This window comes from Actinoplanes lobatus, assembly GCF_014205215.1.
GTDB classification, from domain to species: Bacteria; Actinomycetota; Actinomycetes; order Mycobacteriales; family Micromonosporaceae; genus Actinoplanes; species Actinoplanes lobatus.
Genome location: NZ_JACHNC010000001.1, coordinates 2,350,549 through 2,375,883, shown reverse-complemented (window position 1 = coordinate 2,375,883; position 25,335 = coordinate 2,350,549). Strand labels below are relative to the sequence as shown.

Here is a 25,335-nt window from a genome sequence, read left to right as displayed (position 1 = left end):
CGGCGGCGAGGGCTTCGGCATCGTGATGCCACTCGGGTTTCCAGCCCTCGATTCCGAGCACGACCACCGTCCCGCCGATCTTGATCGGTCGATGGTACCCGTGCCTCTGCGTGACCCCGCAAGACAACGACGGCCGGTCCCCACGAAGGGGACCGGCCGTCGTCGCGGAATTACTTGGCGAACGTGGTTCCGGTCGAGCGGAGGTGCTCGCAGGCCTCGAGGACCCGCTTGGCGAGACCGTTCTCGGCCAGCTTGCCCCAGGCGCGCGGGTCGTAGGCCTTCTTGTTGCCGACCTCGCCGTCCACCTTGAGCACACCGTCGTAGTTGCGGAAGAAGTGGTCCGCGACCGGGCGGGAGAACGCGTACTGGGTGTCGGTGTCGATGTTCATCTTGACGACACCGAAGTCCAGAGCGCCGTGGATCTCCGACAGCAGCGAGCCCGAGCCGCCGTGGAAGACCAGGTCGAGCGGCTTCTCCTTGCCGTACTTGGCGCCGATCGCGTCCTGGATCTCCTTGAGGATCTCCGGGCGCAGCTTGACGTTGCCCGGCTTGTAGACGCCGTGCACGTTGCCGAAGGTGAGGGCGGTCAGGTAGCGGCCCTTCTCACCCAGGCCCAGGGCGGCGGCGGTGGCCAGGCCGTCCTCGACGGTCGAGTAGAGCTTGTCGTCGATCGCGGCGGAGACGCCGTCCTCCTCGCCACCGACGACGCCGACCTCGATCTCCAGGATGATCTTGGCGGCTGCGGTCTTGGCCAGCAGCTCCTCCGCGATCTGGAGGTTCTCGTCCAGCGGCACGGCCGAGCCGTCCCACATGTGCGACTGGAACAGCGGGTTCTGGCCCTTGGCGACGCGCTCGGCCGAGATCTCGATCAGCGGCCGGACGAACCCGTCGAGGTGGTTCTTCGGGCAGTGGTCGGTGTGCAGCGCGATGTTGACCGGGTACTGCTTCGCGACGTGGTGCGCGAACTCGGCCAGCGCCACGGCGCCGGTGACCTTGTTCTTGATGGTCGGGCCCGAGACGTACTCGGCGCCACCGGTGGAGATCTGGATGATGCCGTCGCTGCCGGCCTCCGCGAAGCCCTGGAGGGCCGCGTTGAGGGTCTGCGAGGACGTCACGTTGATCGCCGGGTAGGCGAACGCGCCGGCCTTGGCGCGATCGATCATTTCGGCGTAGACCTCGGGAGAAGCGATAGGCATCGGTGCGCTCCTTGCTCTTTGGTACGGGCAGCAGAGGGCAGGACCGCGCTGTCCTCCAGCAGGCAGTATTCCGCAGTCGCGTTGCGTAGCGGAAATCGCCCCGAAATCCGTACTACGAGACCCGCGATTGGTATATAAGCGGCAATCGCCCGGCCGGTTCGCGCCGACTGTGGCCCTTGTTCCCCTTGCGCTCCGTGATCGGGCCGCCCTCGCCACCGCCAGAAGATGCGGCACCTGCCCGTTTGGGCGGCATCGCGGCCGGGCAACGCGCACCATGAGACGAGGACCACACGACCCGAGCACCAGAGAGACCGGACCACCCCGGAGCCGATAGCCGCCGAGCACGGAAGGAAGCCGAGGATGACGCAGCCGATGGAGATCGACCTGGAGACACCCGAGGTCGACGCGGCCGAGCAGGCGATGATCGCGGTACCCAGCCTGCAGGACGACGACTCGGACGACGAGCTGCCCCACACCGACGACGTCAGCGAGTGGGACGCCCAGGAGCAGGGCCGCGTGGTCGAATTCGACGACGACTACCGCTGAGCGGCCGGCACAAATCGATCGCCGGAGTCGCGGGCTCCTGACACGATCGACGCGTGCTGCTCACCCTGACGACCACCCATCGGCCCGCCACCGACCTGGGCTATCTGCTGGTCAAGCATCCCGGCAAGGTGCACTCCTTCGACGTGCCCACCGGCACGGCGCACGTCCTCTACCCCGAGGCGGAGGAGGACCGGTGCACCGCGGCCCTGCTGCTGGACATCGACCCACAGCGGCTGCGGGCGCAGCGGGACGCGTTCGAGCTGAGCCAGTACGTGAACGATCGGCCGTACGCGGCCTCCAGCCTGCTGGCGAGCGCCCTGGCCAAGGTGTTCCGCAGCGCCCTGCGCGGCGCCTCACGGGACCGGCCCGAGCTGGCCGCCACCAGCATCCCGCTGGAGATCCACGTGCCGGTGCTGCGCGGCACCCCGGAGCTGGTGAGCCGCCTGTTCACCCCGCTCGGCTGGCAGGTCACGGCCACCCCGATCCCGTTCGAGGCGGAAATCGGCGGCGACAGCCGCTATGTCGACGTGCACCTGTCCGGCGAGCTTCGGGTCGCCGACGCGCTGAACCATCTGTACGTGCTGCTGCCGGTGCTGGACGACGGGAAGCACTACTGGGTCGCTCCGGACGAGATCGAGAAGCTGCTGCGCTCCGGTGAGGGCTGGCTCGCCGCCCACCCGGAGAAGGTGCTGATCGCCCGGCGGTACCTGGCGCACCGCCGGTCGCTGGCGACCACCGCCCTCGAACTGCTGGAGGCGGATCAGCCGGCCACCGAGGAGGAGGCCGAGCTGCCGGTGGCCCGCCGCGCCCCGCTGGCCGAGCAGCGCCGGGAGGCCGTGCTTGCCGCTCTCACCGAGGTGGGCGCGTCCCGCGTCCTGGACCTGGGCTGCGGTGGCGGCGCGCTGCTGACCGCCCTGGTCAAGGACCGGGGCCTCACCGAGATCGTCGGCGCCGACGTGTCCACCCGCTCGCTGGAGCAGGCGGCCCGCCGGCTCCGGCTGGACCGGCTGCCCGAACGGCAGAAGGACCGGATCCGGTTGATCCAGACCGCGCTGACCTACCGCGACGACCGGCTCCGCGGTTTCGACGCGGCGGTGCTGATGGAGGTCATCGAGCACATCGACCTGCCCCGGCTGCCCGCTCTGGAGGCCGCCGTCTTCGGCCACGCGCGGCCCGGCGCCGTGATCGTGACCACGCCGAACGTGGAGTACAACGTGCACTACGAGGGGCTGTCCGGGATGCGTCACTCGGACCACCGCTTCGAGTGGACCCGGGCCGAGTTCGCCGCGTGGGCGGAGTCGGTCGCCGCCGCGCACGGCTACACGGTGACGATCCGTGGGGTCGGCGAGGCGGACGAGGTCACCGGCGCACCCACCCAGCTCGCTCTCTTCAAGATCTCGGAGGTGACCGCATGATCCTCGACGTTCCCGAGCTGTCGCTCGTGGCCCTGGTCGGCATCTCCGGTTCCGGCAAGTCGACCTTCGCGGCCCGGCACTGGGCGCCCACCCAGGTCCTCTCCTCGGACTTCTTCCGTGGCCTGGTGGCCGACGACGAGAACGACCAGTCCGCCTCGTCCGACGCGTTCGACGTGCTGCACTACGTGGCCGGCAAGCGGCTGGCCGCCGGCCGGCTGACCGTGGTGGACGCCACCAACCTCCAGTCGCACGCCCGGGCCGGCCTGGTCAAGGTGGCCCGCGAGCACGACGTGCTGCCGACGGCGATCGTGCTGGACGTGCCGGAGTCACTGGCCTGGGAGCGCACGCAGGCCCGTACGGACCGGACCTTCGGGCGCCAGGTGATCACCCGGATGCACCGTGACCTGCGGCGTTCTCTCGGGCAGCTGGCCAAGGAGGGCTTCCGCAAGATCCACGTGCTGCGCGGGGTGGACGAGATCGCCGCCGCCGAGATCCGCTACGAGAAGCTCTTCAACGACCTGAAGAGCGAGCACGGGCCGTTCGACATCATCGGCGACGTGCACGGCTGCCGGGCCGAGCTGGAGGCGCTGCTCGGCAAGCTGGGCTGGCAGCTGGTCCGCGACGAGCGCGACCGGCCGGTCGACGCCGTGCACCCGGAGGGCCGCAAGGCGGTCTTCGTCGGTGACCTGGTCGACCGCGGCCCGGATTCGCCGGGAGTCCTGCGGCTGGTCATGGGCATGGTGGCGGCCGGGCACGCGATCTGTGTGCCGGGCAACCACGAGCAGAAGCTGGCTCGCAAGCTGAACGGGCGCAACGTCCAGCTCACCCACGGTCTGCCGGAGACCCTGGAGCAGCTCGAGGCGGAGGACCCGGCGTTCGTCGCCGAGGTGCGGGTCTTCATCGACGGCCTGGTCAGCCACTACGTGCTCGACGACGGCAACCTGGTGGTGGCGCACGCCGGTCTCAAGGAGGCCTACCACGGGCGGGCCTCGGGCCGGGTGCGCAGTTTCGCGCTCTACGGCGAGACCACCGGCGAGACCGACGAGTACGGTCTGCCGGTCCGCTACCCCTGGGCCCGGGAGTACCGCGGCTCGGCCGCCGTCGTCTACGGCCACGTCCCCACCCCGGTCCCGGAGTGGATCAACAACACCATCTGCCTGGACACCGGTTGCGTCTTCGGCGGCGCGCTCACCGCGCTCCGCTGGCCGTCGCGCGAGCTGGTCGCGGTCCCGGCCGCGAAGGAGTACTACGCGCCGGTCCGGCCTCTGCTCACGACTCCGGCCAAACCCGATCAGGGCCTGGACATCGCGGACGTGACGGGCCGTCGGCACATCGATTACGGGTACGGGCAGACCACCGTCCCCGCCGAGAACGCGGCCGCGGCCCTGGAGGTCATGGGGCGGTTCTCGGTCGACCCGGAGACCCTGGTCTGGCTGCCGCCCACGATGGCGCCGTGCACGAGCTCGACCGTGGAGGGCTACCTGGAGCACCCGTCCTCGGCCTTCGCGGACCTGCGTGCCGCCGGGGTGGAGCGGGTGGTGTGCGAGGAGAAGCACATGGGCTCCCGGGCCGTGGTGCGGGTCTCCGTCACCGGCACGGGCGACGCCGTCTGGACCCGGACCGGCCGCCCGTTCTTCGGCCCGGAGCTGGACGGGCCGTTGCTGGCCCGCATCCGGGCCGCGGCCGCCCCGCTCTTCGCCGAGCTGGAGACCGGCTGGCTGCTCCTGGACACCGAGTTGCTGCCCTGGTCGGCGAAGGCGGGCAGCCTCATCCGGGACCAGTACGCCGGGGTCGGTGCGGCCGGCCGGGCCGCACTCCCCGCCGCGCTCACGGTGCTGGAGCGGGTGGCCGGGCGCGGGCTCGACGTCGGCGGACTGCGGGACCGGCTGGAGCTGCGGGCCACCGAGATCGAGGGATTCTCGGCGGCCTACCGGGCCTATGTGAAACCGACCGACGGCCTCTCCGGGGTCACCCTCGCTCCGTTCGCCGTGCTGGCGGGCGCCGGGGTCTCGTACGCGAACAGGGACCACGACTGGCACCTGGCGCTGGCGGACCGCCTGGTCGCGGCAGACCCGGAGCTCTTCACGCCCACCCGGCGGATGATCGTCGACCTGGACGATCCGGCGGCGGAGGCCGCCGCCACCGAGTGGTGGCTGACACTGACGGCGGCCGGCGGGGAGGGCATGGTGGTCAAGCCGTGGGCCGGGCTCGCCCGGACCGACGCGAAGGGCCGTCTCGTTCAGCCCGGCGTGAAGTGCCGTGGCCGTGAGTACCTGCGGATCATCTACGGCCCGGAGTACACCCGGCCGGAACAGCTGGACCAGCTCCGCCGGCGGAACCTGGGCCGGAAACGGTCGCTGGCTCTGCGTGAGCACGGTCTCGGTCTGGCGGCGCTGGACCGGCTGGCCGAGGGTTCTCCGGCCTGGCGGGTGCACGAGCTGGTCTTCGCGATCCTGGCAGCCGAGTCGGAACCGGTGGATCCCCGCTTGTGACCGGTCGGTTACTTTCTGAATAGCACAGCATTCATACAGGTACCGGCCGTGCATCGGCCGGTACCCTGGCTCCTCGTGGACATCCATGCGCTCACGGAGCAGCTCGCGCTGAACCCGATGGACCCGAAGGACCTGCTCAGTGCCTTCGGGTTGCCGGGTGTCTTGGCCATTCTCTTCGCGGAGACCGGCCTGCTGGCCGGCTTCTTCTTCCCCGGTGACTCCCTGTTGTTCCTGGCGGGCGTCGCGGCCTCCTCGGTGGCCGACTCGATCTTCGGTCCGGGCGCGAAGCTGTCCATCGTCGGGCTGCTGATCGGCGCCCCGGTCTGTGCCGTCATCGGCGCCCAGCTCGGGCACTGGCTGGGCGCGAAGTACGGGCGCCGGATGTTCGACAAGCCGGACTCGAAACTCTTCAAGCGGGAGTACGTCGAGAAGGCGGAGTACTACTTCGAGAAGTTCGGCCCGGCCAAGGCCGTCGTGCTGGCGCGCTTCATCCCGATCGTCCGCACGTTCCTCAACCCGGTCGCCGGCACGCTCGGCATGCCGGCCCGCCAGTTCCTGGTGTGGAACATCGTGGGCGCCATCCTCTGGACCGACGGCATCATCCTGCTCGGCTACCTGCTGGCGCAACAGATCTACGACACCATCGGCGACCAGATCGACCACTACATCCTGCCGGTGGTCGTGCTGATCGTCCTGATCTCGGTGCTGCCCATCGGTATCGAGATCCTGCGTGAGCGGAAGGCGAAGAAGAAGGGACTGCACAAGGGCCCGGAGCCGGCGGCCGCCATCGGTGTCGTCGCCGCGGCCAGCGTCGCGGGCATGGCCGACGCCGCCCGCCACGAGTTCCAGGACTTCCAGGAGCACCACCACCAGGCCCCGCAGCAGCCGGCCTACCCGCAGCAGGCTCAGCCGCAGGCCCACCCCAACCAGCAGGCGTACGGGCAGCCCGCCTACCCGCAGCCGCAGCCGCAGTACCCGCCCCAGCAGTACGGGCAGCAGCAACCCTACGGCGACCAGCAGCAGTGGCCGCCGCGCAACTGACGGCGGACAGACGGAAGGCCGGCCCCGGGATCGGGAGCCGGCCTTTTCCGTTCCTGCCTACACCGTTACGGCGGTGGATCCGGAGAGCCGCTCCAGGAACTCCTCCGGGCACTCCCGAAGGTCCTCCAGCCGGCCCGCGGTGAGCGCCCGGTACGTGAGCGACGCCGCCTCCTCCAGATTGCGTGCCCGTTTGTGGGCGAGTTCCACGGAGTCGCCCATCACCACGCACCCGTGCTGGCTGAGCACCAGGCAGTCGGTGCCGTCGGCGGCCATCGCCGCGGTCAGCGCGGCCAGCTCGGTGCTGCCCGGAAGCCGGAACGGCACGGTCGACACCCGCCGCACGTAGTACGCGTGGTCGGTGGTCACGATCCGGATGTGCTCGCCCAGGGCGTCCAGCAGCAGAGCCGTCTGCGGGTGGAGATGAACCACCGCGTTGATGTCCGGCCGTGCCCGGTAGAGCGCGAGGTGCAGCGCCAGCTCACTGGTCGGCTCGATCCGTGCCGGCGGTATGGCGCCGACGACGGCGGGCGCCGCGTCGGAGATCCGCACCGGCACGAAGGTGCTCCGGCTCAGCCGGTCCAGCCAGGATCCACTCGCGGTGACCCAGATGGCGTCCTCGTCGGGAATGCGGGCGGACAGATTGCCGCCCGATCCACACACGAGGCCGGCCTGCACCACGTCGTAACCCACATGCGCGAGTTGATCACGCAGGTCACCGGGGACGTAGTTCACCCGTTCCTCCTCAGGTCCGCCGGCCCAGTCCGTTGAGCCGGGGTCCTCGGCCTGGCGCCACGCCCCCATAAATCAGTGACGCCAGGTCGCTACCGACAGCTCAGCGGGCCTTCTTGGTGGCCCGCTTCCGCGGCGGGGTCAGCAGGTCCGCGATGGTGGCGATAGCGGTCGGCACCAGCCGGTAGTACGCCCACACACCACGCTTCTCACGCTCCAGCAGACCCGCCTCCGTCAGGATCCGCAGGTGGTGACTCACGGTCGGCTGCGAAAGGCCCAGGGGGGCCGTCAGGTCGCAGACGCACGCCTCACCATCCGTGGCGGACTGGATAAGGCTCAACAGCCGTAGCCGAGCCGGGTCGGCGAGCGCCTTGAGCACTCCCGCCAGGCGCTCAGCGTCAGCGCGTTCAATAGGCTCGCCGGCAAGCGGCGAGATCTGAGGCATCGTCATTTCCGCCAACGCAGTTCCCACGATCTCCATCCTTCCACCAACTGCATCGATTCTCCTGCATGTGTGCAGGAACGAACCGGCTAACTTTCGGGCCGTAAGGCCGACATCGATCGCCGAGTCGGCCGACCGGACACCCTCACCCAGTCCACCTTTCGTGCGATGACGACTTCGGTCTCTGCCTCCTGCAACGCCTCAGTCGCCTTCTGGTCGCTACCCATCCGTGTCTGGGTCTCGATCCCCGCCTCCGGAGTGAGGCGGACCACATTGTCATTTCGTCGATTGTTTCGGTCCACCGATCCTCGACGATGACTCAGCACGGAACGCGTCGAGACCGTCACGCCACCCTGCGCGATCATCAGTTCGCCACTCAACCCACGACCCGATGAAAGCACGACACCACGCTGCGCGACGGACAATTCAGTGATGAATTTACCCAGGTCGTGCCTTGCTTCCATGACATCGAGCGTACTGGCTGTTCGGAAACCGGAAACTTTCCCCCCGGCAGGACGGAACGGAACTATTGACGCAGGGCTTTGGCCTACTCTGTAAAGAAGGTTTACAGATTTACCAACTGATCTCGGCCCTTCCTCGGAGCATAGATGCTGCTCAAAGCACCTAACGTCTGCACGGTACCCGCGCCGGCCTCAGGATCACCTGATGGTCGGGCTGTGAAGAGCCTGTGAACCCGCGAAATCACGTTTGTCCGTACGGGCGAAAACACCCACCGTCCGGCCGATCTCGATCTATCCGGACAGCCGATCGAGTGACAGCGACAGAAACGGACCGTACCCGTTCGAGTGACCCACAGTCGTCGATACGGAACCGCGTACTCCTACGGTCGTGACCAGTACTCGTCTTCCGGCTTCGGTTCCGACTTCGGCGGCGACGGTTGATCCGAGAACTGATCGGGTTCGGACCCGCCGGTAACAAAAGGCTTCGATTGTGGAGCAGCCCACCCGGTGGACGGTGCGACGAATTGGCCGGGCGGCACAAAACCCGGCAGAGCGGTCCCGGCGGGGGCGGTCCGGCCGAAGAACTCCCCCGGCGCGGTCAGCAGCAGAACACCCACGACGAGGTAGCCGATCACCTGCGCGACGGCCACCGCGATGTTGAGCACGATCCACCCTTCGGGGTACGCCTCACTCAGCGCCTCACCCACCGAACCGGGCACCGCCTCCCCCGACCGCTCGGCGGCGAGCACGGCGAGCGTCCCGCAGCCGCCCAGGATGCCGAGGCCGCACACGCCCAGGGTCACCGCGCGGGCGAGGCGGCTGCCGCGCCGCAGCGCCAACCCGAGCACCGCGAAGAGGGCCGCCACGAGAAAGGCGAGCACCAGAGCCAGCGCGGAGATCAGCCAGACCACGGAGATGAAGTTCTCGGCGGTCTCCGAGCCGGCGGCGTCACGGAACCGGCCGACCACCCCGGGCGTGACCGCCACCATGCCGATCGCATAGATGAGACCGGCCACGGCCATGGCCCAGAGCAGGGCCACCGCCAGGGTGACGGCGGCCGGCCGGGGTGTGGCCGGGGGCTCGGCGGCGGGCGGCGGCTGGGCGGCGTACGACATCGATGGCTCCCGCAGGGTTCGGCTGGCAAGAACCTATCGCGTAGCGGGCCCGGAAGTGGCCGGACCGGTCCATCCGGATGGATGGACCGGTCCGATAGCGATCAGCCGGCGGGCCGCTGGGGCGGCTCGTCCTCAGGTGTTCCCCCGTCGGCCGGGGGCTGCTCCGGCGCCGGCGGAGCCGAGGACGGCGAGGACGCGGGCGGAGCCGAGGACAGCGGTGGCGGGGACGGCGGGGGCGCCCACGGATCGCTGGACGGCTCCAGCCCCTGCGGCGGCACGCTGCCCGGCTGGCCGGGGTAGGGCGGCAGGCCGGGAGCCGGTTCACCGGGCCGCCCGTACTGCTCGGGCGAACCGAAATGGCTGGGCGGTGGCGGCGGATACGTCGGCGCACCCGGGTACGTCGGCTGCACCGGGAAGACCGGCGGCTGAGCCGGCGGGTAGGTGGGCTGCGGGTAGAACCCGGGCTGCGGCTGATATCCCGCCTGGTGCGGATATCCGGGTTGGACCGGGAAACCGGGCTGTCCGGGCAGGCTCGGGTAGGGCCCGAACGGCATCGCCGGGTTCCACGCCACCGGGCGGCGGAAGAACGCGTTGGACTGCGGCAGCGCGAGCAGGATGACCGCACCGAGCAGCGCCAGCACGGTGATCACCGAGGTGACGAGACTGATCGCGTCGTACCAGCCCGGCATGGCGGCCGCCACGTCCGCCTCGATCTGGGCCTGTTCGGTGGACGGCACGTTCCCGCCGACCGCGGTGTCGGCCACCGAGCTGCCCAGGCCGAGCGAGTTGCAGCACAGGCCGAGGCCCGCGATCACCCACGTGGTGATGCGCGCCCCGTTCTTGCCACGGTTGTTGAAGATCGCCAGGACGACGAGGCCGACCGCGATCAGCAGATAGAAGGCCGCCGTCGCCACCAGCACGATGCTGATGAAGGTGCCGATCTCAGCGGGAAAGTCATCGGCCTCCATGGCGTCCTGGTACGCCTCGGTGACCGTACCGATCATCGACACCACCAGACCGGCGCTCAGCAACTGCATGGCCACAACGAGATAAAGCAGTATCGATGAAGCGGTCACCGTGACCGGTCGCGCCGGTTGTGGATGATGGCCCGGATATGTCGGTACGGACACTCTGCCCTCCTATAGATCAATTCACGGTATCCGCCGGAGGCCAGACGAGGCGACCGAGCCCGAATGACCATAAAACGTCGCTCGATCGGGGGGCGGCAGGCCTGGACGGCGCCACCTAAACTTCGATGCCATGGCGGCCGACTGGAAGCGAGCAGCTCCAGCGATCCGCCGTGCCCGCACGAGTCGCCCGCTCCGCGCACATCTCCCCGGGGCCGAGGCAGACCGGCTGACGGCGCCCTTCCGATCACGCCGGCCGCGTGACCACACCGCGGCCGCCCCAGACCTGTTAAGGACCGGTGAGTCCCATGCCCCACGCCGACACCCTCGACGTCGTTCACCATGACGACACCCGGACACGTTTCACCGACGTCCGGTACCAACTCCACCGAGACGGCATACGGATCTGGTCCGCGGACGGCGAACACGCCATCACGGACGTACTGATGACACAGGCCTACCGGCAGCGGGAGGCGGACAGGTGAGGAAGGGCCCCGGGAGTCTCCCCCGGGGCCCTTCACCGTCAGAGGCCGCGCCGGACCGACAGGCCGTCCTTGCTCTCGCTCAGCTCGACCACCACGGTGTCCCCGTCCCGGATCCCGCCGGACAGCAGCGCCTTGGCCAGCAGGTCGCCGATCGAGGACTGGACCAGCCGGCGCAGCGGCCGGGCGCCGTAGATCGGGTCGTACCCATGCTCGCCCAGCCAGTCCACCGCGCCGGGGGCGACCACGAGCTCGAGGCGCCGCTCGGCCAGCCGGGCCCGCAGCCGGGCCAGCTGGATGTCGACGATCGCGGTCAGGTCGTCCTTGGTGAGGGCGTGGAAGACCACGATGTCGTCCAGCCGGTTCAGGAACTCGGGCTTGAAGTGCGCCCGGACCGCGGCCAGCACCTCGTCGTGGCGCTCCTCGTCGCTCATCGTGAAGTCGGCGGTCGCCGAGCCGAGGTTCGACGTCAGCACCAGGATGGCGTTGCGGAAGTCGACCGTACGTCCCTGGCCGTCGGTGAGCCGGCCGTCGTCGAGCACCTGGAGCAGCACGTCGAAGACGTCGGGGTGGGCCTTCTCCACCTCGTCCAGCAGGACCACGCTGTACGGCCGGCGCCGCACCGCCTCGGTGAGCTGGCCACCCTCCTCATAGCCCACGTAGCCGGGCGGGGCGCCGACCAGACGGGCCACCGAGTGCTTCTCGCCGTACTCGCTCATGTCGATGCGGACCATGGCCCGCTCGTCGTCGAAGAGGAACCCGGCCAGCGCCTTCACCAGCTCGGTCTTGCCGACACCGGTGGGACCGAGGAAGAGGAAGCTGCCGGTCGGCCGGTCCGGGTCGGCGATCCCGGCCCGGGCCCGGCGCACCGCACCGGACACCGCCGCGATCGCCTCGCGCTGGCCGATCACCTTGGCGGCGAGCGACTCCTCCATGCGCAGCAGCTTGGCGGTCTCGCCCTCCATCATCCGGCCGGCCGGGATGCCGGTCCACGAGGAGACGACCTCGGCGATGTCGTCGGCGCCGACCTCGTCCTTGACCATCGGCGGTTCGGGGCTCTCCTCCTCGGAGTCGGCCGCCGCCTGGATCTCCTTCTCCAGAGCCGGGATCACCTCGTAGAGCAGCCGGGACGCCGCGAGCAACTCGCCGTCGCGCTGGGCCCGCTCCTGCGCGGCCCGGGCCTCGTCGAGCTGCTTCTTCAGCTCACCCACCCGGTTCAGCCCGCCGCGCTCCCGCTCCCACCGCGCGTTGAGGGCGGTCAGGTCCTCCTCGCGGTCGGCCAGGTCGGCGATCAGGCGCTCCAACCGGGCCCTCGACGCCGGGTCGGTCTCCTTCTCCAGGGCGAGCCGCTCCACCCGCATCCGGTCGACCTGACGCTGGAGCTGGTCCAGCTCGACGGGACGGGAGTCGATCTCCATCCGCAACCGGGAGGCGGCCTCGTCGATCAGGTCGATCGCCTTGTCCGGCAGGAACCGGTCGCTGATGTAGCGGTCGGAGAGGCTGGCCGCCGCGACCAGGGCGGCGTCGGTGATCTGCACGCGGTGGTGCGCCTCGTAACGGCCCTTGAGACCGCGCAGGATGCCGATGGTGTCCTCGACGGTGGGCTCACCGACGACGACCGGCTGGAACCGGCGCTCCAGGGCCGGGTCCTTCTCGATGTGTTCCCGGTACTCGTCCAGCGTGGTGGCGCCGACCATGCGCAGCTCACCACGGGCCAGCATCGGCTTGAGCATGTTGCCGGCGTCCATCGAGCCCTCGCCCTTACCGGCGCCGACGACCGTGTGCAGCTCGTCGAGGAACGTGACGACCTGCCCGTTGGAGCTGCGGATCTCCTCGAGCACGCTCTTCAGGCGCTCCTCGAACTGGCCGCGGTACTGAGCGCCGGCGACCATGGCGCCGAGGTCGAGCGAGACCAGCTTCTTGTCGCGCAGCGTCTCCGGGACGTCGCCGGCCACGATGCGCTGGGCCAGGCCCTCGACGATCGCGGTCTTGCCGACGCCCGGCTCGCCGATCAGCACCGGATTGTTCTTGGTCCGGCGGGACAGCACCTGGACGACCCGGCGGATCTCGGCGTCCCGGCCGATCACCGGGTCGATCTTTCCCTCCCGGGCCAGCGCGGTGAGGTCGACGCTGTACTTCTCCAGGGACTTGTAGGTCTGCTCCGGATCGGCCGTGGTGACCCGCCGATCCCCGCCACGCACCTGCGGGAACGCGGCGACCAGCGCCTCCTCGGTGGCGCCGGCCGCCTTGAGCACCTGCGACACCGCGCCACCGACCCGGGCCAGGCCGGCCAGCAGGTGCTCGGTGGACACATACTCATCGCCGAGGGGCTTGGCGATGAGTTCGGCCGAGCCGATCGCGTTGACGAATTCCCGGGCCAGACCGGGCTCGACGGTGCTCGCGCCGCGCGCGGACGGCAGCTGCTCGATCACCCGCACCGCGGCCCGGCGGATGTCGGCCGGGTTGGCGCCGACGGCCCGCAACAGCGCGGTGGCGGTGGAGCCACCGGTGTCGAGCAGCGCCTGCAACATGTGCCAGGGCTCGACCGTGGCGTGCCCGCGGCGACCGGCGTCCGCGACCGCGGAGGTGATCACTTCGCGACTCTTCGTGGTCAAGCGTTCGGTGTTCATGAGCTCCCCTGCAGCCGACAAACTTGAGCGTAGCGCGCTCAACTTTAGCGCGCCGGTTCGAGGAGCCGTAACGTGCGTAACGTGAAGGTTTCCTTCCGGTTGTCCCGTCGTCTCCTCCCTCTCGGCATGGTCTTTCTGACCTCGGGCATCGCCACCGCGGTGGTCGGGCCCTTCCTCGGCCTCTTCCTCAGCACCGAGGTGCACGCCGGACCGGTCCAGACCGCCACGTTCCTGGTCGTCGCCTCGCTGTCCGGGGTGGCGGTGTCGTCGGCCATCGGGCGCGCCTCGGACCGCTTCCCGATCCGCCGCGCGCTGCTCATCGCGGCCGCGCTGGCCGGCTTCGCCGCCAGCGGGCTGACCGCCTTCATCCGGGACTACTGGATTCTGCTCGCGGTCACCGCGACGGTCACGGCCGCGTCCGGGGCGCTCTATCCACAATCCTTCGCGTACGCCCGTCAAGTGCTGCAACGAGATGATCCGGGCCGGACCGCCCTCGGGATCAGCACACTGCGTACCGTCTTCTCGATCGCCTGGGTGGGCGGCCCGTCCATGGCCGCCCTGCTGCTCGACACCGGCGACTTCCGCCACGTCTACGGCGCGGCCGCCCTCCTCTATCTGCTCGCCGCCCTGATCGCGGTCCGCTTCCTGCCCGGCGTGGAGGCCCCGTCCGCACCGCGGGAGAGGAAGGCCGAGCCGCCCGCCCGCGCGCCCCGGGTGCTGTGGCCGATCCTGTGCGGCTTCGCCCTGCTCCAGACCACCATGGTGCTGGGCGGTCAGGTCATGCCGCTGTTCCTGAGCACCGAACTGAACGGCTCGGTCCGCGACGCCGGCCTGCTCTTCGGCCTGTGCGCCGCCCTGGAGATCCCGCTCATGCTGGGCTTCGGGGTCCTGTCCACCCGCGTCCCGCTGCGCCGGATCATCCTCGGCGGGACGGCGTGCGCGGTCGCGTACCAGCTCGTCGTGGTCACCTCGTCGTCGGTCGGGACGCTGGTCGCGGCCCAGATCCCGAACGCGCTCTTCATCGCCGCGACGTCCGGGCTCGGCATCACCTACGTACAGGATCTGATGCCGGAGCAGCCGGGACGGGCCACCACACTGTTCACCAACAGCTTCCCGATCGGGCAGGTCCTGGCGGCGCCGCTCTTCGGCCTGTCCCAGCAGTACGGTTTCCGCCTGGCCTTCGGGATCAACCTGGCGCTCAGTGCGATCGGCCTCGTCCTGCTGTTCCTGGCCCGGTCGCACCGAAGGACGACGGAGCCGTCGGTTCGTCCGGTCACCGACGCGGCACACCCGGCTGAGGGCTAACGTAGAGATCGTGCGCGTACGGGTGGAACAGACTCCGCTGCCGGGAATCGGCGTCCGCCATGACCTGATCACCTCGTCGGGCCGGACGGTAGGGGTGGTCTCCCACCGCAACGGCCGCCGCGACCTGGTGCTGTACGACGTGGACGACCCCGACTCCAGCCTGGCGTCGATACCTCTCACCGACGACGAGGCCGAAGCCCTCGCCGACGTGCTCGGCGCCTCGCTGATGCTGGGCCAGCTGGCCGGCCTGCGACAGCAGGCGGCCGGCCTGCTCACCGAGCAGATCGCGCTGCCGGCCGGCTCCCCGTTCGTCGGGCGGAAACTGGGCGACACCCGCGCCCGTAGCCGGACCAGCGCTTCGATAGTGGCCGTGCTGCGCGATCGCGAGGTGATCGCCTCGCCCGGCCCGTCGTTCCGGTTCGAGGCGAACGACATGGTGGTCGCGGTCGGGACACGGCACGGCCTGGACGGCGTCACCGCCATCCTGGCCGGCGACGACGGCGGCTGACCGACAGTGCAGCACCACACGACGATCCTGCTCATCGAGATCGGCGCGCTCCTGTTCGGCCTCGGCATGCTCGGCCGGCTGGGCCGCCGGGTCGGCATGTCCCCGATTCCGCTCTATCTGCTGGCCGGTGTGGCGTTCGGTCAGGGCGGGCTGATCCCGCTCTCGGCGAGCGAGGAGTTCATCGCGGTCGGCGCCCAGATCGGCGTGATCCTGCTCCTGGTCATGCTCGGTCTGGAGTACTCGGCCGACGAGCTGGTGGGCAACCTGCGGACGGCGGCGCCGGCCGGTCTCATCGACATGCTGCTGAACGCCCTGCCCGGAGCGGCGTTCGCACTGCTGCTCGGCTGGGGCTGGGAGGCGGCGCTGGTGCTGGCCGGCATCACCTGGGTGTCCTCGTCCGGCGTGATCGCGAAGGTGCTGAGCGATCTCGGCCGGGTCGGTAACCGGGAGACCCCGACGATCCTGTCGGTGCTGGTCATCGAGGACCTGGCGATGGCCTTCTACCTGCCGGTGGTGACCGCCGTGCTGGCCGGCCTGAGCCTGGCCAACGGCCTGAGCACGCTCGGGGTCGCGGTGGTCACGGTGGTCGCCGTCCTGGTCGTGGCGATTCGGTACGGCGGTGAGATCAGCCGGTTCATATCGGTGAAGGATCCGGAGGCCCTGCTGCTCAGCGTCCTCGGTCTGACGCTCTTCATCGCCGGGGTGGCCGGCGAGCTGAAGGTCTCCGAGGCGGTCGGCGCGTTCCTGGTCGGCATCGCCATCTCCGGGCCGGTGGCGCACCACGCCACCCAGATCCTGTCCCCGCTGCGCGACCTGTTCGCCGCGGTGTTCTTCGTCTTCTTCGGACTCTCCACGGACCCGGCCGACATGCCACCGGTGCTGCTTCCGGCGCTCGGGCTGGCCGTGCTGACGATGCTGACCAAGGTGCTGACCGGATATCTGGCGGCCGGCCGGGTGGGCATCGCGCTGCCGGGCCGGATCCGGGCCGGGCTGGCGCTGATGCCCCGTGGTGAGTTCTCGGTGGTGATCGCCGGCCTCGCGGTCGCGTACGGCGTCGATGCCCGGCTCGCACCACTCGCCACGGCTTATGTACTGATCACGGTGGTTACCGGGCCGTTGTTGGCACGTCTGTCCGATTACGGCTGGTTCAAGGAGTGGGTGCGCAAGCGGATGGCGGCTCAGCGGGCCGTTCAGAAACCGCTGCCATCCCCGGAGTGACCTGCATCTCCATGGAAAAAGCCCAAAGTTACTGTCCAGTATCTGAATGTGAGCCCTTGACACTTCCCTAAGGGGACTCCACACGCTAACGTTGCGCGGCGACGACTCTGAGTATTGGGACGTTCGCCACTATGGTCGGCGAGTAATGCCGACCGCGTTGCGAACGGTTGAGTGAGGCGGCGGCGTGAGCGTGCGTGAAGCTACATTCCTCGGTTTCGGCAATCCGGTCGACCCCCGACCCGACGAGCTGCAGACCTGGGCATACAACCCTGAGTCGGTCCCGCTGAGCAGCATGCCGAAGGACTGGGATCTCCTGATCTCCGGCGACGTGCTCGGCCCTACGCTGTTCGAGCTCGCCATGGACCGGCAGTGCCCGGCCCGGCGGTTCGCGCAGCATTGCATGTACATCTACGCCGCGGACGGTGCGCGGCAGAACGCGAGCGGGCAGCGGAAGCGCCGGCTCAAGAAGTTCATCGAGCGCGCGGAAGAGGTCGGCGACGAGCCGATGCAGATCTGGGCGCACAACTGCCGGGTTCTGATGACCCGGCCGGAGCTCTTCGACCACCACGACTGGATGGAAGGCGGCCTGGTGCGCTACCCGCGCCGACTGGGCCTGTTCAATCGCCGCTGACTACGTTTAGTAGCAACGCGGTAACTACATGCTGTAGCGGCGGCCCGGATCCGGGCCGCCGCTGTCATTTGTCAGAGGAACGGCGCGGGCGCCACACCACCAGGGCTGTCGAGTGGGTCTCCTGGCGCACCAGATCGCGGCCCGAGTACGGGCTGCTCATCGCCTCAATCTGAGCGATCCGGGCGTACGCCGCCTCCAGCTGCTGCTCGAGCTCGGCCACCCGGTGCTGGAGGTCGCCGACCAGATGCTCCAGGCCGATGATGCGCTTGACGCCGGCCAGGTTGACGCCGTCCTCCTGGCTGAGTCTCTGCACCTCACGCAGTAGTGCGACGTCGCGTTCGCTGTACCGCCGACCACCACCGCCGGCCCGGCCGGGCTGAACCAGGCCGAGCCGGTCGTACTGCCGGAGGGTCTGTGGGTGCATCCCGGCGAGCCGTGCGGCCACCGAGATGATCAAAACCTTCGCGTCGGAGGCCTGTTCTATCGAGATGTCGATCTCTTCGTACATTTACACCTCCCGAGACGGGGTTTCCTTCAGACGCGGTCTAGTCGGCCCGGCGCAGGCGGGCTTCGAGCCGCTCCCGCCCCGGCGGTGGGGTGAGCTTTCCGAACTTCTCCAGCGCGTCCCGGGCCTCACCGGTGACGGTCTCCGGGATCTGCACGTCGACGGTGACGATCAGATCGCCGGCCTGGCCCTCCTTGCGGGCCACGCCCTTGCCCCGGGCCCGCAGCTTGCGGCCGCTCGGTGTGCCCGGGGGCACGCGCAACGTGACCAGGCCGTCCAGCGTCGGCACCTTCAGGTCGGTGCCCAGCACGGCCTCGACGATCGTGATCGGCACGGTCAGCGTCAGGTCGTCGCCGCTGCGCCCGAACAGGTCGTCGGGCCGGACCTTGACCTGCACGTACAGGTCGCCGGCCGAACCTCCCCGGTCGCCCGGCTCGCCCCGGCCGCTGAGCCGGATCCGCTGGCCGTCGGCGACGCCCGCCGGGAACCGGACGTTGATCGAGCGGGTCTTGGTGACCCCGCCGGTGCCCCGGCACTCCGGGCACTTCTCGTCCACGATGCTGCCCGAGCCCTGACAGTCACGGCACGGTTCGGAGAAGCTGAACGAGCCCTGGTTGCTGGAGATCAGGCCGGTGCCGTGACACTTCGGACAGGCGCGCGGGGTGGTCCCCGGTTTCGCGCCGTTGCCCCGGCAGGTGTCGCAGGCGCCGGGGGTACGCAGTGTCAGTGGCAGCGTGGTGCCGCGAACCGCCTGCACGAAGTCCAGCGTGACCTCGGTCTCGACATCCCGCCCGCGCTGGGGCCCTCGTCGCCCGGTCGAGCCGGGAGGCTGGCCGCCGGAGAAGATCGAGCTGAAGATGTCGGAGAAGCCGGAGCCACCGAACCGGCGGTCGGCGCCCGGAGCGGTGCCACCGGAGAAGCCGCCGAACAGGTCGGACGGATCGAACTGCGTGCCACCGCCCCGTGCCCCGCGCCGGAACGCGCCGGAGCCGAACAGCGAGCGCATCTCGTCGTACTCTTTGCGCTTCTTGTCGTCGGCGAGCACGTCGTACGCCTCGGAAGCGGCCTTGAACTTCTCCTCCGCCTCCTTGTTGCCGGGGTTCCGGTCGGGGTGCAGATCGCGAGCGAGCTTCCGGTACGCCTTCTTGATCTCGTCCGGGGAGGCGGACCTGTTCACACCGAGCACGGCGTAGAAGTCCTTCTCGAGCCAGTCCTTCGAGCTCATGTCAATCCACCTCCTCGAGTTGGCGACGTCCCGCCCGCCGGCGCACCGGCGGACGGGACATGATCGTCGATTCTCACTCCGGGTCGGCGACCGCGACCATCGCGGGGCGGAGCAGACGCTCGCCCAGCGAGTAGCCACGACGCATCACCTCGACGCAGGTCGGCTCGGAGACGTCCGCGGACGTCTGGTGCGCGACCGCCTCGTGGCGGTTCGGGTCGAAGGGGTCGCCCTTCTCCCCGAAGGCCACCAGGCCCAGCTTGCCGGTCACCGCGGTGAGCTGCTCGGCCACCGAGGCGAACGGACCGACCAGGTCGCCGTGCTCGCGGGCCCGGTCGATGTCGTCCAGCACCGGGAGCAGGTCGGTGAGGACCTTGCCGGTGGTCTGCTCGGCGGCCGCGCCGCGGTCACGGTCGACCCGCTTGCGGTAGTTGGCGTACTCGGCCGTCACCCGCTGGAGGTCGTGGGTCCGCTCGTCGAGCTCGCCCCGCAGCGCCTCCAGTTCGGCACCGAGACCGGGCTTGATGTCGGCCGCCGGGGCCGGCTCCTCCTCGGGGGCGCGGTGCGCGCCGACCGGCTTCTGCACCGGCTCCTCGGCGGGAGTCTCCTCGGCCGTCTCCTCGATCTCGCCCTGGATGACTTCCCGCTCGGCCGCCGGACCGTCGTTCTCGTCGTCCCTGGCAGTCACTTCTTGTCGTCCTCCACGATCTCGGCGTCGACCACGTCGTCGCCACCGGCGGCCGGGCCGGTCGCGCCACCCGGCGCACCGCCCGCGGCGGCCTGCGGGGCCTCACCCTGCGAGTAGAGCAGCGAACCGGCCTCCTGGGAGACCTGGGACAGCCGCTCGTGGGCCGACTTGATCTTCTCGATGTCGGTGCCGCCGAGCGCGCCACGCAGCTCGCCGAGCGCCTCGTTGATCTTGCTCTTGCTCTCCTCGGGGAGCTTGTCGCCGCTCTCCGCCAGGAACTTCTCGGTCTGCCACTGGAGCTGCTCGGCCAGGTTGCGGGCCTCGGCGTCCTCGCGGCGCTTCTTGTCGTCGTCCGCGTGGTCCTGGGCGTCGCGCATCATGCGCTCGATGTCTTCCTTCGGCAGCGCGGAGCCGCCGGTGATCGTCATCTTCTGCTCCTTGCCCGTGCCCAGGTCCTTGGCGGACACGTGCACGATGCCGTTCGCGTCGATGTCGAAGGAGACCTCGATCTGCGGGACGCCGCGCGGGGCCGGGGCGATGCCGCTCAGCTCGAAGGTGCCGAGCTTCTTGTTGTTCGACGCCATCTCGCGCTCACCCTGGTAGACCTGGATCAGCACGGAGGGCTGGTTGTCGTCGGCCGTGGTGTAGACCTCGGAGCGGTGCGCCGGGATGGTGGTGTTGCGCTCCACCAGCTTGTGCATGATGCCGCCCTTGGTCTCGATGCCGAGGGACAGCGGGGTCACGTCGAGGAGCAGGACGTCCTTGACCTCACCCTTGAGCACACCGGCCTGGAGCGCGGCGCCGACGGCGACGACCTCGTCCGGGTTGACGCCCTTGTTCGGCTCGCGGCCGATCAGGCTCTGCACCAGCTCGGTGACCGCCGGCATACGCGTCGAGCCGCCGACCAGGATGACGTGGTCGATGTCGGAGAGCTTGACATCGGCGTCCTTGATGGCCGCCTCGAACGGGCCCTTGCAGCGGTCCAGCAGGTCCTGCGTCATCCGCTGGAACTCGGCGCGGCTCAGCGACGTGTCCAGGTGCAGCGGGCCGTTCGCCCCCGCGGTGATGTAGGGCAGGTTGATACTGGTGGTGCTGGCGGCGGACAGCTCGATCTTCGCCTTCTCGGCCGCCTCACGCAGACGCTGCAGAGCCATCTTGTCCTGGGAGAGGTCGATGCCGTGCTCGCCGCGGAAGGTCTTGACCAGGTGGTCGATGACCCGCTGGTCCCAGTCGTCGCCACCCAGGTGGTTGTCACCGGAGGTGGACTTCACCTCGATGACGCCGTCGCCGAGCTCGAGCAGCGAGACGTCGAAGGTGCCGCCGCCGAGGTCGAAGACCAGGACGGTCTGCTCCTTGGAGCCCTTGTCCAGCCCGTACGCCAGAGCGGCGGCGGTGGGCTCGTTGACGATCCGCAGGACGTTGAGCCCCGCGATCTCGCCGGCCTCCTTGGTGGCCTGGCGCTGGGCGTCGTTGAAATACGCCGGAACGGTGATGACCGCGTCGGTGATGGTCTCACCGAGGTAGGCCTCGGCGTCCCGCTTGAGCTTCATTAGCACACGCGCCGAGATCTCCTGCGGGGTGTACTGCTTGCCGTCGATGTCGATCGACCAGTTCGTGCCGATCTCCCGCTTGACCGAGCGGATCGTCCGGTCGGGGTTCGTCACCGCCTGACGCTTGGCGACCTCGCCGACGAGCACCTCGCCGTTGCGGGCGAAGGCGACGATCGACGGAGTCGTCCGGGAGCCCTCCGCGTTGGCGATGACGGTGGGCTCGCCTCCTTCCAGAACGCTGACGCAGGAGTTCGTGGTGCCGAGGTCGATGCCGACCGCACGTGCCATGGTGTTCCTCGCTTTGCTACCCGACAGGGTCTAGCTACCGACAGGGTTGAGTGGAATCGACTCAATGATGCCACGGGTCTGCACGCCGTCAAATCGAAGTTGAGTCCGAGGGGCGCAAGTCAACGCGTGCGACATACCTGTCAGGTCACGGCATACCGGGACCCGTTGTCCTGGATGCATAGATCGTGCACGCTTTACGCGTGACGACGCACGGAGACGCGGTCGGTCCGTCGGCCCTTTCCGCCGTCCCCGCCGCATCGAATGAGAAACAGCAGGTCAAAGCGGCCATAGAACCACTCGATCGTACGGGGGGTGGCCAGGTCCGGCAGCCGAACCTGCAAAACGTGCCGCCCGCGGTGGGACGGCTCGCGACCGCGCTCACCCGATTGCGGGCAGCCCTCGGCTCGGTCTCGTACCCCCTGGCGCTGCCCTCCGCGGACGAGGCCCGGCGGGTCGGCTCGGCCCTGATCGCCCAGCTCGACGACTACCTGTTGCCCCGGCTGGCCCGGCTCGACGCGCCCCTGCTGGTGGTCGTCGGCGGCTCCACCGGGGCGGGCAAGTCGACCCTGGTGAACAGCCTGGTCCAGGCGCCCGTGAGCACGGCCGGGGTGCTGCGGCCGACCACCCGCTCACCGGTTCTGGTGTGCCATCCGGACGATGTGAACTGGTTCGGCCGTGGTGGGCTGCTGCCCGGCCTGACACGTACCGGCGAGTCGAGCACGGCATCCGACGCTTTGCAGGTGGTGGCCACCCCGGCGATCGGGCCCGGCCTGGCCCTGCTCGACGCGCCGGACGTCGACTCGGTGGTCGACCAAAACCGCCACCTCGCCGCTCAACTGCTGGCCGCCGCGGACCTGTGGCTCTTCGTCACCACCGCGGCCCGGTACGCCGACGCCGTCCCGTGGGAGCTGCTCACCACCGCCCGGCTCCGCGGCACGGTGATCGCCATGGTCCTGGACCGGGTGCCGGTCGGCGCGGCCGCCGAGATCGCCGCCCACCTGGGGGAGATGCTCACCGCCAACGACCTGGGCTCCGCGCCGTTGTTCGTGCTGCCGGAGATCGAGCTGGACCAGCGCGGCCTGCTGCCGGACTCGGCGATCGGCCCGATGCGGATGTGGTTCGCCCAGCTGGCGGGGGACGCCAACGCCCGGGGCACGGTGGTCCGGCAGACCCTCGACGGCGCGCTCGGCGCCCTGGCCCCGGCACTCGGCGGGCTCGGCGAGGCGGCCGACGACCAGGCCCGGGCGTCGTACGCGCTGGACGACCGGGTGGAGTCCGCCTACCGCAACGCACTGCGTAACGCCGAGGAGGGGCTGCGCGACGGCCGGATGCTCCGTGGCGAGGTGCTGGCCCGCTGGCAGGAGTTCGTCGGCACCGGCGACTTCCTGCGCAGCCTCGAGTCACGGGTCGGGCACCTGCGCGACCGGGTCGCCGCAGCCCTCAGCGGACGGCCGGCACCCGGGCGCAACCTGCGGGTGGCCATGGAGTCCCAACTGGTGACCCTGCTGCGCGGGGTGGCCACCGACGCGGCCGAGCAGACGTACGCCGCCTGGCACGCGCACCCGGCCGGCGCCGCCCTGCTCTCGCCCGAGCTGCAGAAAGCCTCGGACGACCTGCCGCTGCGCGCCGACCGCATGATCCGGGACTGGCAGCAGTGGGTCCTCGATCTGGTCCGCCGGGAGGCGTCGAACAAGCGGGCGGTGGCCCGCGGCGCGGCGTACGCGGTGAACGGCGCCGGGCTGGCTGTCATGATCGCGGTGTTCACGTCGACCGCCCTCATCCCGACCGGGCTGGAGGTGGCTGCCGGCGCCGGCAGCGCGGTCGCCGGGCAGAAGGTGCTCGAAGCGATCTTCGGCGACCAGGCCATCCGTACGCTGGCGGCACGCGCCCGTACCGAATTGATGACCCGGTTCGAGGAGCTGCTCGCCGGCGAGGCCGCCCGGTTCGGCGAGCGAACCGCGGCGGCACGCCACGAGACGTCGAACGGCGCCCTGCTGCGCCAGATCGCCGTCGAGGTGGAGAAAGCCAGGAAGGAACTAGCGTTGACCGGGTCCGGGTCATGAACGTGACACAGAGGGTGCCCGACAAGCGGGTCGACGGCGACGAGCTGGCCCGCCGGCTGGAGGCGCTGTCCCGGTTCCTGCGGGTGGCCGACCCGTACCTTCCGGACAGCGACCTGGTCACCGCACACACGCTGGTGGAACGGGCCGGCAACCGGCTCTCGCTCTCGCTCGACCACACCGTGGTGGCGCTCGCCGGCAGCACCGGCAGCGGCAAGTCGAGCCTGTTCAACGCGCTGGCCCGGTTCAAGCTCTCCCAGGTGGGGGTGCGGCGGCCGACCACCGGCACGGCGCACGCCTGCGTGTGGGGGCCGCTGGAGGCGGCGAACCGTCTGCTCGACTGGGTCGGCGTGCTGCCCCGGCAGCGGTTCGTCCGGGAGAGCGCGCTGGACGGCGACGACGAGGCGGCGCTGCACGGGCTGGTCCTGCTCGACCTGCCCGACTTCGACTCGGTCGAGCGCAGCCACCAGCTGGAGGTGGACCGCCTGCTCGGCCTGGTCGACCAGATCGTCTGGGTGGTCGACCCGCAGAAGTACGGCGACCGGGTCCTGCACCGGGCGTACCTCTCCCAGTTCAGCGCGCACTCCGGCGTCACCATCGTGGTGCTCAACCAGGCCGACCGGCTCAGCCCCGGCGACACCGAGGTGGTGCTCGGCGACCTGACCCGGCTCCTCGAGGAGGACGGGCTCACCGGCACTCCGGTGATCGCCTCCTCGGCCAAGCAACCCGGGATGCTCCGGGAGTTGCGGTCCGCGCTGGAGAGCACGGTGGCCAACCGGCAGGCCGCGCTGCGCCGGCTGGACGCCGACCTGGACGCGGTCGCCGGGGAGCTGGGCGCCATGATCGGGCCGCCGGCCGCCGAGGACGAGGTGGACCGGGCGACCGTCCGGCAGCTGTGCGACTCGCTGGCCGAGTCGGCCGGAGTGCCGGGGGTGGCTGACGCGACCGCGGGCGCCTACCGGCACCGGGCCGCGGTGGCGACCGGCTGGCCGCTGGTCCGGGGGCTGCGCCGGCTACGGCCCGACCCGCTGCGCCGGCTGCACCTGGAGCCGGTCAAGACCGATGCGGTGTCCACGGATGTCGTTCCGCGTACCTCGGTGCCGGAGGCCGATGCCGCGCAGAGGTCGGCGGTCGGCCTCTCGGTCCGGGCCGTCGCGGCCCGGGCCGCCGCACCGCTGCCCGAGGTGTGGGCGCCCGCACTAAACACCGCGGCCCGCTCCCGGGCGGCGGACCTGCCGGACGCGCTGGACCGGGCCGTCGCGCAGACCGACCTCGGTATGGAACGGTCACCGGTCTGGTGGCGGGCCGTCGGGATCCTCCAGTGGGTGCTGCTGGCCACCGCGACCGCCGGGCTCGGCTGGCTCGTCCTCGGCTACATCCTGACCGCCCTCGGGCTGCCGGAGTTCGACAATCCCGAGGTCGGCGTGGTTCCGCTGCCCACCCTGCTGCTGCTCGGCGGGATCCTCGGCGGCCTGCTGCTGTGGCTGCTGCTGCGTCCCGTCATCGAAGCCGGCGCACGCCGGGCGCGGCGCCGGGCCGAGCGGCGGCTGCGGGCCGCGGTGACCGACATCGGCCGGGGGTACGTGGTGGCGCCGGTCCGCGAGGTGCTGAACGCGTACGCCCAGGCGAGGGAAGCGCTCGGAGTCGTGCGCGCGGAGTAGTTCGGGCCGGGGCGCGGGCGTAG

Annotated in this window: 22 protein-coding genes; 11 read left to right on the top strand and 11 right to left on the bottom strand. The window is 70.2% G+C overall.

The annotated features are described in order from the left end of the window. Positions 1 to 170 precede the first annotated feature (170 nt). The gene (gene fbaA / locus BJ964_RS10895) at positions 171 to 1,196 is read right to left on the bottom strand and encodes a class II fructose-bisphosphate aldolase (RefSeq protein WP_188120567.1); all 1,026 of its coding nucleotides are present in this window, start codon (positions 1,194 to 1,196) and stop codon (positions 171 to 173) included. Positions 1,197 to 1,556: 360 nt separating this feature from the next. Here fbaA and BJ964_RS10890 point away from each other — a divergent pair, with 360 nt between their 5' ends. The 4 genes from BJ964_RS10890 to BJ964_RS10875 all read left to right on the top strand — a co-directional run bounded on the left by BJ964_RS10890 (position 1,557) and on the right by BJ964_RS10875 (position 6,690). Then, positions 1,557 to 1,742 (top strand): hypothetical protein, encoded by a 186-nt coding sequence (locus BJ964_RS10890; protein ID WP_188120566.1) that lies wholly within the window; start codon positions 1,557 to 1,559, stop codon positions 1,740 to 1,742. A 53-nt stretch (positions 1,743 to 1,795) separates the two neighbouring features. After that, a complete protein-coding gene (locus tag BJ964_RS10885; RefSeq protein WP_188120565.1) occupies positions 1,796 to 3,157 on the top strand; it encodes a 3' terminal RNA ribose 2'-O-methyltransferase Hen1 in 1,362 nt (453 codons plus the stop codon). Next, entirely contained in the window at positions 3,154 to 5,649 is a 2,496-nt protein-coding gene (locus BJ964_RS10880; protein WP_188120564.1) for a polynucleotide kinase-phosphatase, read from the top strand. Before BJ964_RS10885 ends, BJ964_RS10880 begins: the two co-directional genes overlap by 4 nt. 75 nt (positions 5,650 to 5,724) lie before the next feature. Continuing rightward, positions 5,725 to 6,690 carry a DedA family protein gene (locus BJ964_RS10875; RefSeq protein WP_229807116.1) on the top strand — a complete coding sequence of 322 codons (966 nt, stop codon included), beginning with the start codon at positions 5,725 to 5,727 and terminating at the stop codon, positions 6,688 to 6,690. A 57-nt stretch (positions 6,691 to 6,747) separates the two neighbouring features. On the opposite strand, the gene BJ964_RS10870 is transcribed toward BJ964_RS10875, so the two are convergent. From BJ964_RS10870 to BJ964_RS10850, 5 genes are all read right to left on the bottom strand, one after another. Further along, positions 6,748 to 7,422 (bottom strand): class II aldolase/adducin family protein, encoded by a 675-nt coding sequence (locus BJ964_RS10870; RefSeq protein WP_188120563.1) that lies wholly within the window; start codon positions 7,420 to 7,422, stop codon positions 6,748 to 6,750. Between the two features lie 100 nt (positions 7,423 to 7,522). Then, positions 7,523 to 7,900, bottom strand: a complete 378-nt coding sequence (locus BJ964_RS10865) for an ArsR/SmtB family transcription factor (RefSeq protein ID WP_014440216.1) — start codon at positions 7,898 to 7,900, stop codon at positions 7,523 to 7,525. A 50-nt stretch (positions 7,901 to 7,950) separates the two neighbouring features. Further along, positions 7,951 to 8,325, bottom strand: coding sequence for a hypothetical protein (locus BJ964_RS10860; RefSeq protein WP_188120562.1), 375 nt, complete (start codon positions 8,323 to 8,325; stop codon positions 7,951 to 7,953). Between the two features lie 377 nt (positions 8,326 to 8,702). After that, positions 8,703 to 9,437 (bottom strand): hypothetical protein, encoded by a 735-nt coding sequence (locus tag BJ964_RS10855; protein ID WP_188120561.1) that lies wholly within the window; start codon positions 9,435 to 9,437, stop codon positions 8,703 to 8,705. A 101-nt stretch (positions 9,438 to 9,538) separates the two neighbouring features. After that, positions 9,539 to 10,474, bottom strand: coding sequence for a hypothetical protein (locus BJ964_RS10850; protein ID WP_188120560.1), 936 nt, complete (start codon positions 10,472 to 10,474; stop codon positions 9,539 to 9,541). 398 nt (positions 10,475 to 10,872) lie between these two features. On the opposite strand from BJ964_RS10850, the gene BJ964_RS10845 reads away from it, so the two are divergent. Beyond that, positions 10,873 to 11,049: a hypothetical protein gene (locus BJ964_RS10845; RefSeq protein WP_188120559.1), complete on the top strand. Its 177-nt coding sequence runs from the start codon at positions 10,873 to 10,875 to the stop codon at positions 11,047 to 11,049. 38 nt (positions 11,050 to 11,087) lie between these two features. On the opposite strand, the gene clpB is transcribed toward BJ964_RS10845, so the two are convergent. Next, complete coding sequence (gene clpB / locus BJ964_RS10840; protein WP_188120558.1) at positions 11,088 to 13,676, bottom strand: ATP-dependent chaperone ClpB; 2,589 nt, start codon at positions 13,674 to 13,676, stop codon at positions 11,088 to 11,090. A gap of 81 nt (positions 13,677 to 13,757) precedes the next feature. Here clpB and BJ964_RS10835 point away from each other — a divergent pair, with 81 nt between their 5' ends. From BJ964_RS10835 to BJ964_RS10820, 4 genes are all read left to right on the top strand, one after another. Then, positions 13,758 to 14,981: a sugar efflux transporter gene (locus BJ964_RS10835; protein ID WP_229807117.1), complete on the top strand. Its 1,224-nt coding sequence runs from the start codon at positions 13,758 to 13,760 to the stop codon at positions 14,979 to 14,981. Positions 14,982 to 14,991: 10 nt separating this feature from the next. Further along, complete coding sequence (locus BJ964_RS10830) at positions 14,992 to 15,489, top strand: cation:proton antiporter regulatory subunit (RefSeq protein ID WP_188120557.1); 498 nt, start codon at positions 14,992 to 14,994, stop codon at positions 15,487 to 15,489. Positions 15,490 to 15,555: 66 nt separating this feature from the next. Next, positions 15,556 to 16,707: a cation:proton antiporter gene (locus tag BJ964_RS10825; protein WP_223150102.1), complete on the top strand. Its 1,152-nt coding sequence runs from the start codon at positions 15,556 to 15,558 to the stop codon at positions 16,705 to 16,707. Positions 16,708 to 16,891: 184 nt separating this feature from the next. Further along, positions 16,892 to 17,338, top strand: a complete 447-nt coding sequence (locus BJ964_RS10820; protein ID WP_183225756.1) for a hypothetical protein — start codon at positions 16,892 to 16,894, stop codon at positions 17,336 to 17,338. Between the two features lie 64 nt (positions 17,339 to 17,402). Here BJ964_RS10820 and BJ964_RS10815 read toward each other — a convergent pair whose 3' ends face one another. The 4 genes from BJ964_RS10815 to dnaK form a co-directional block, all read right to left on the bottom strand. Then, positions 17,403 to 17,846: a heat shock protein transcriptional repressor HspR gene (locus BJ964_RS10815; RefSeq protein ID WP_188120555.1), complete on the bottom strand. Its 444-nt coding sequence runs from the start codon at positions 17,844 to 17,846 to the stop codon at positions 17,403 to 17,405. A gap of 37 nt (positions 17,847 to 17,883) precedes the next feature. Continuing rightward, entirely contained in the window at positions 17,884 to 19,068 is a 1,185-nt protein-coding gene (dnaJ, locus tag BJ964_RS10810; protein ID WP_188120554.1) for a molecular chaperone DnaJ, read from the bottom strand. A 73-nt stretch (positions 19,069 to 19,141) separates the two neighbouring features. Next, positions 19,142 to 19,753, bottom strand: coding sequence for a nucleotide exchange factor GrpE (grpE, locus tag BJ964_RS10805; protein WP_188120553.1), 612 nt, complete (start codon positions 19,751 to 19,753; stop codon positions 19,142 to 19,144). Then, positions 19,750 to 21,591, bottom strand: a complete 1,842-nt coding sequence (dnaK, locus tag BJ964_RS10800) for a molecular chaperone DnaK (protein ID WP_188120552.1) — start codon at positions 21,589 to 21,591, stop codon at positions 19,750 to 19,752. The genes grpE and dnaK overlap by 4 nt, the downstream gene beginning before the upstream one ends. 200 nt (positions 21,592 to 21,791) lie before the next feature. Here dnaK and BJ964_RS10795 point away from each other — a divergent pair, with 200 nt between their 5' ends. Together BJ964_RS10795 and BJ964_RS10790 are read left to right on the top strand one after the other, a co-directional pair. Next, on the top strand, positions 21,792 to 23,654 hold the full coding sequence (locus BJ964_RS10795; protein ID WP_407650800.1) for an ABC transporter: 1,863 nt from the start codon (positions 21,792 to 21,794) through the stop codon (positions 23,652 to 23,654). Beyond that, positions 23,651 to 25,312 carry a GTPase gene (locus BJ964_RS10790; RefSeq protein WP_188120551.1) on the top strand — a complete coding sequence of 554 codons (1,662 nt, stop codon included), beginning with the start codon at positions 23,651 to 23,653 and terminating at the stop codon, positions 25,310 to 25,312. The genes BJ964_RS10795 and BJ964_RS10790 overlap by 4 nt, the downstream gene beginning before the upstream one ends. The last annotated feature ends 23 nt before the right edge of the window (positions 25,313 to 25,335 follow it).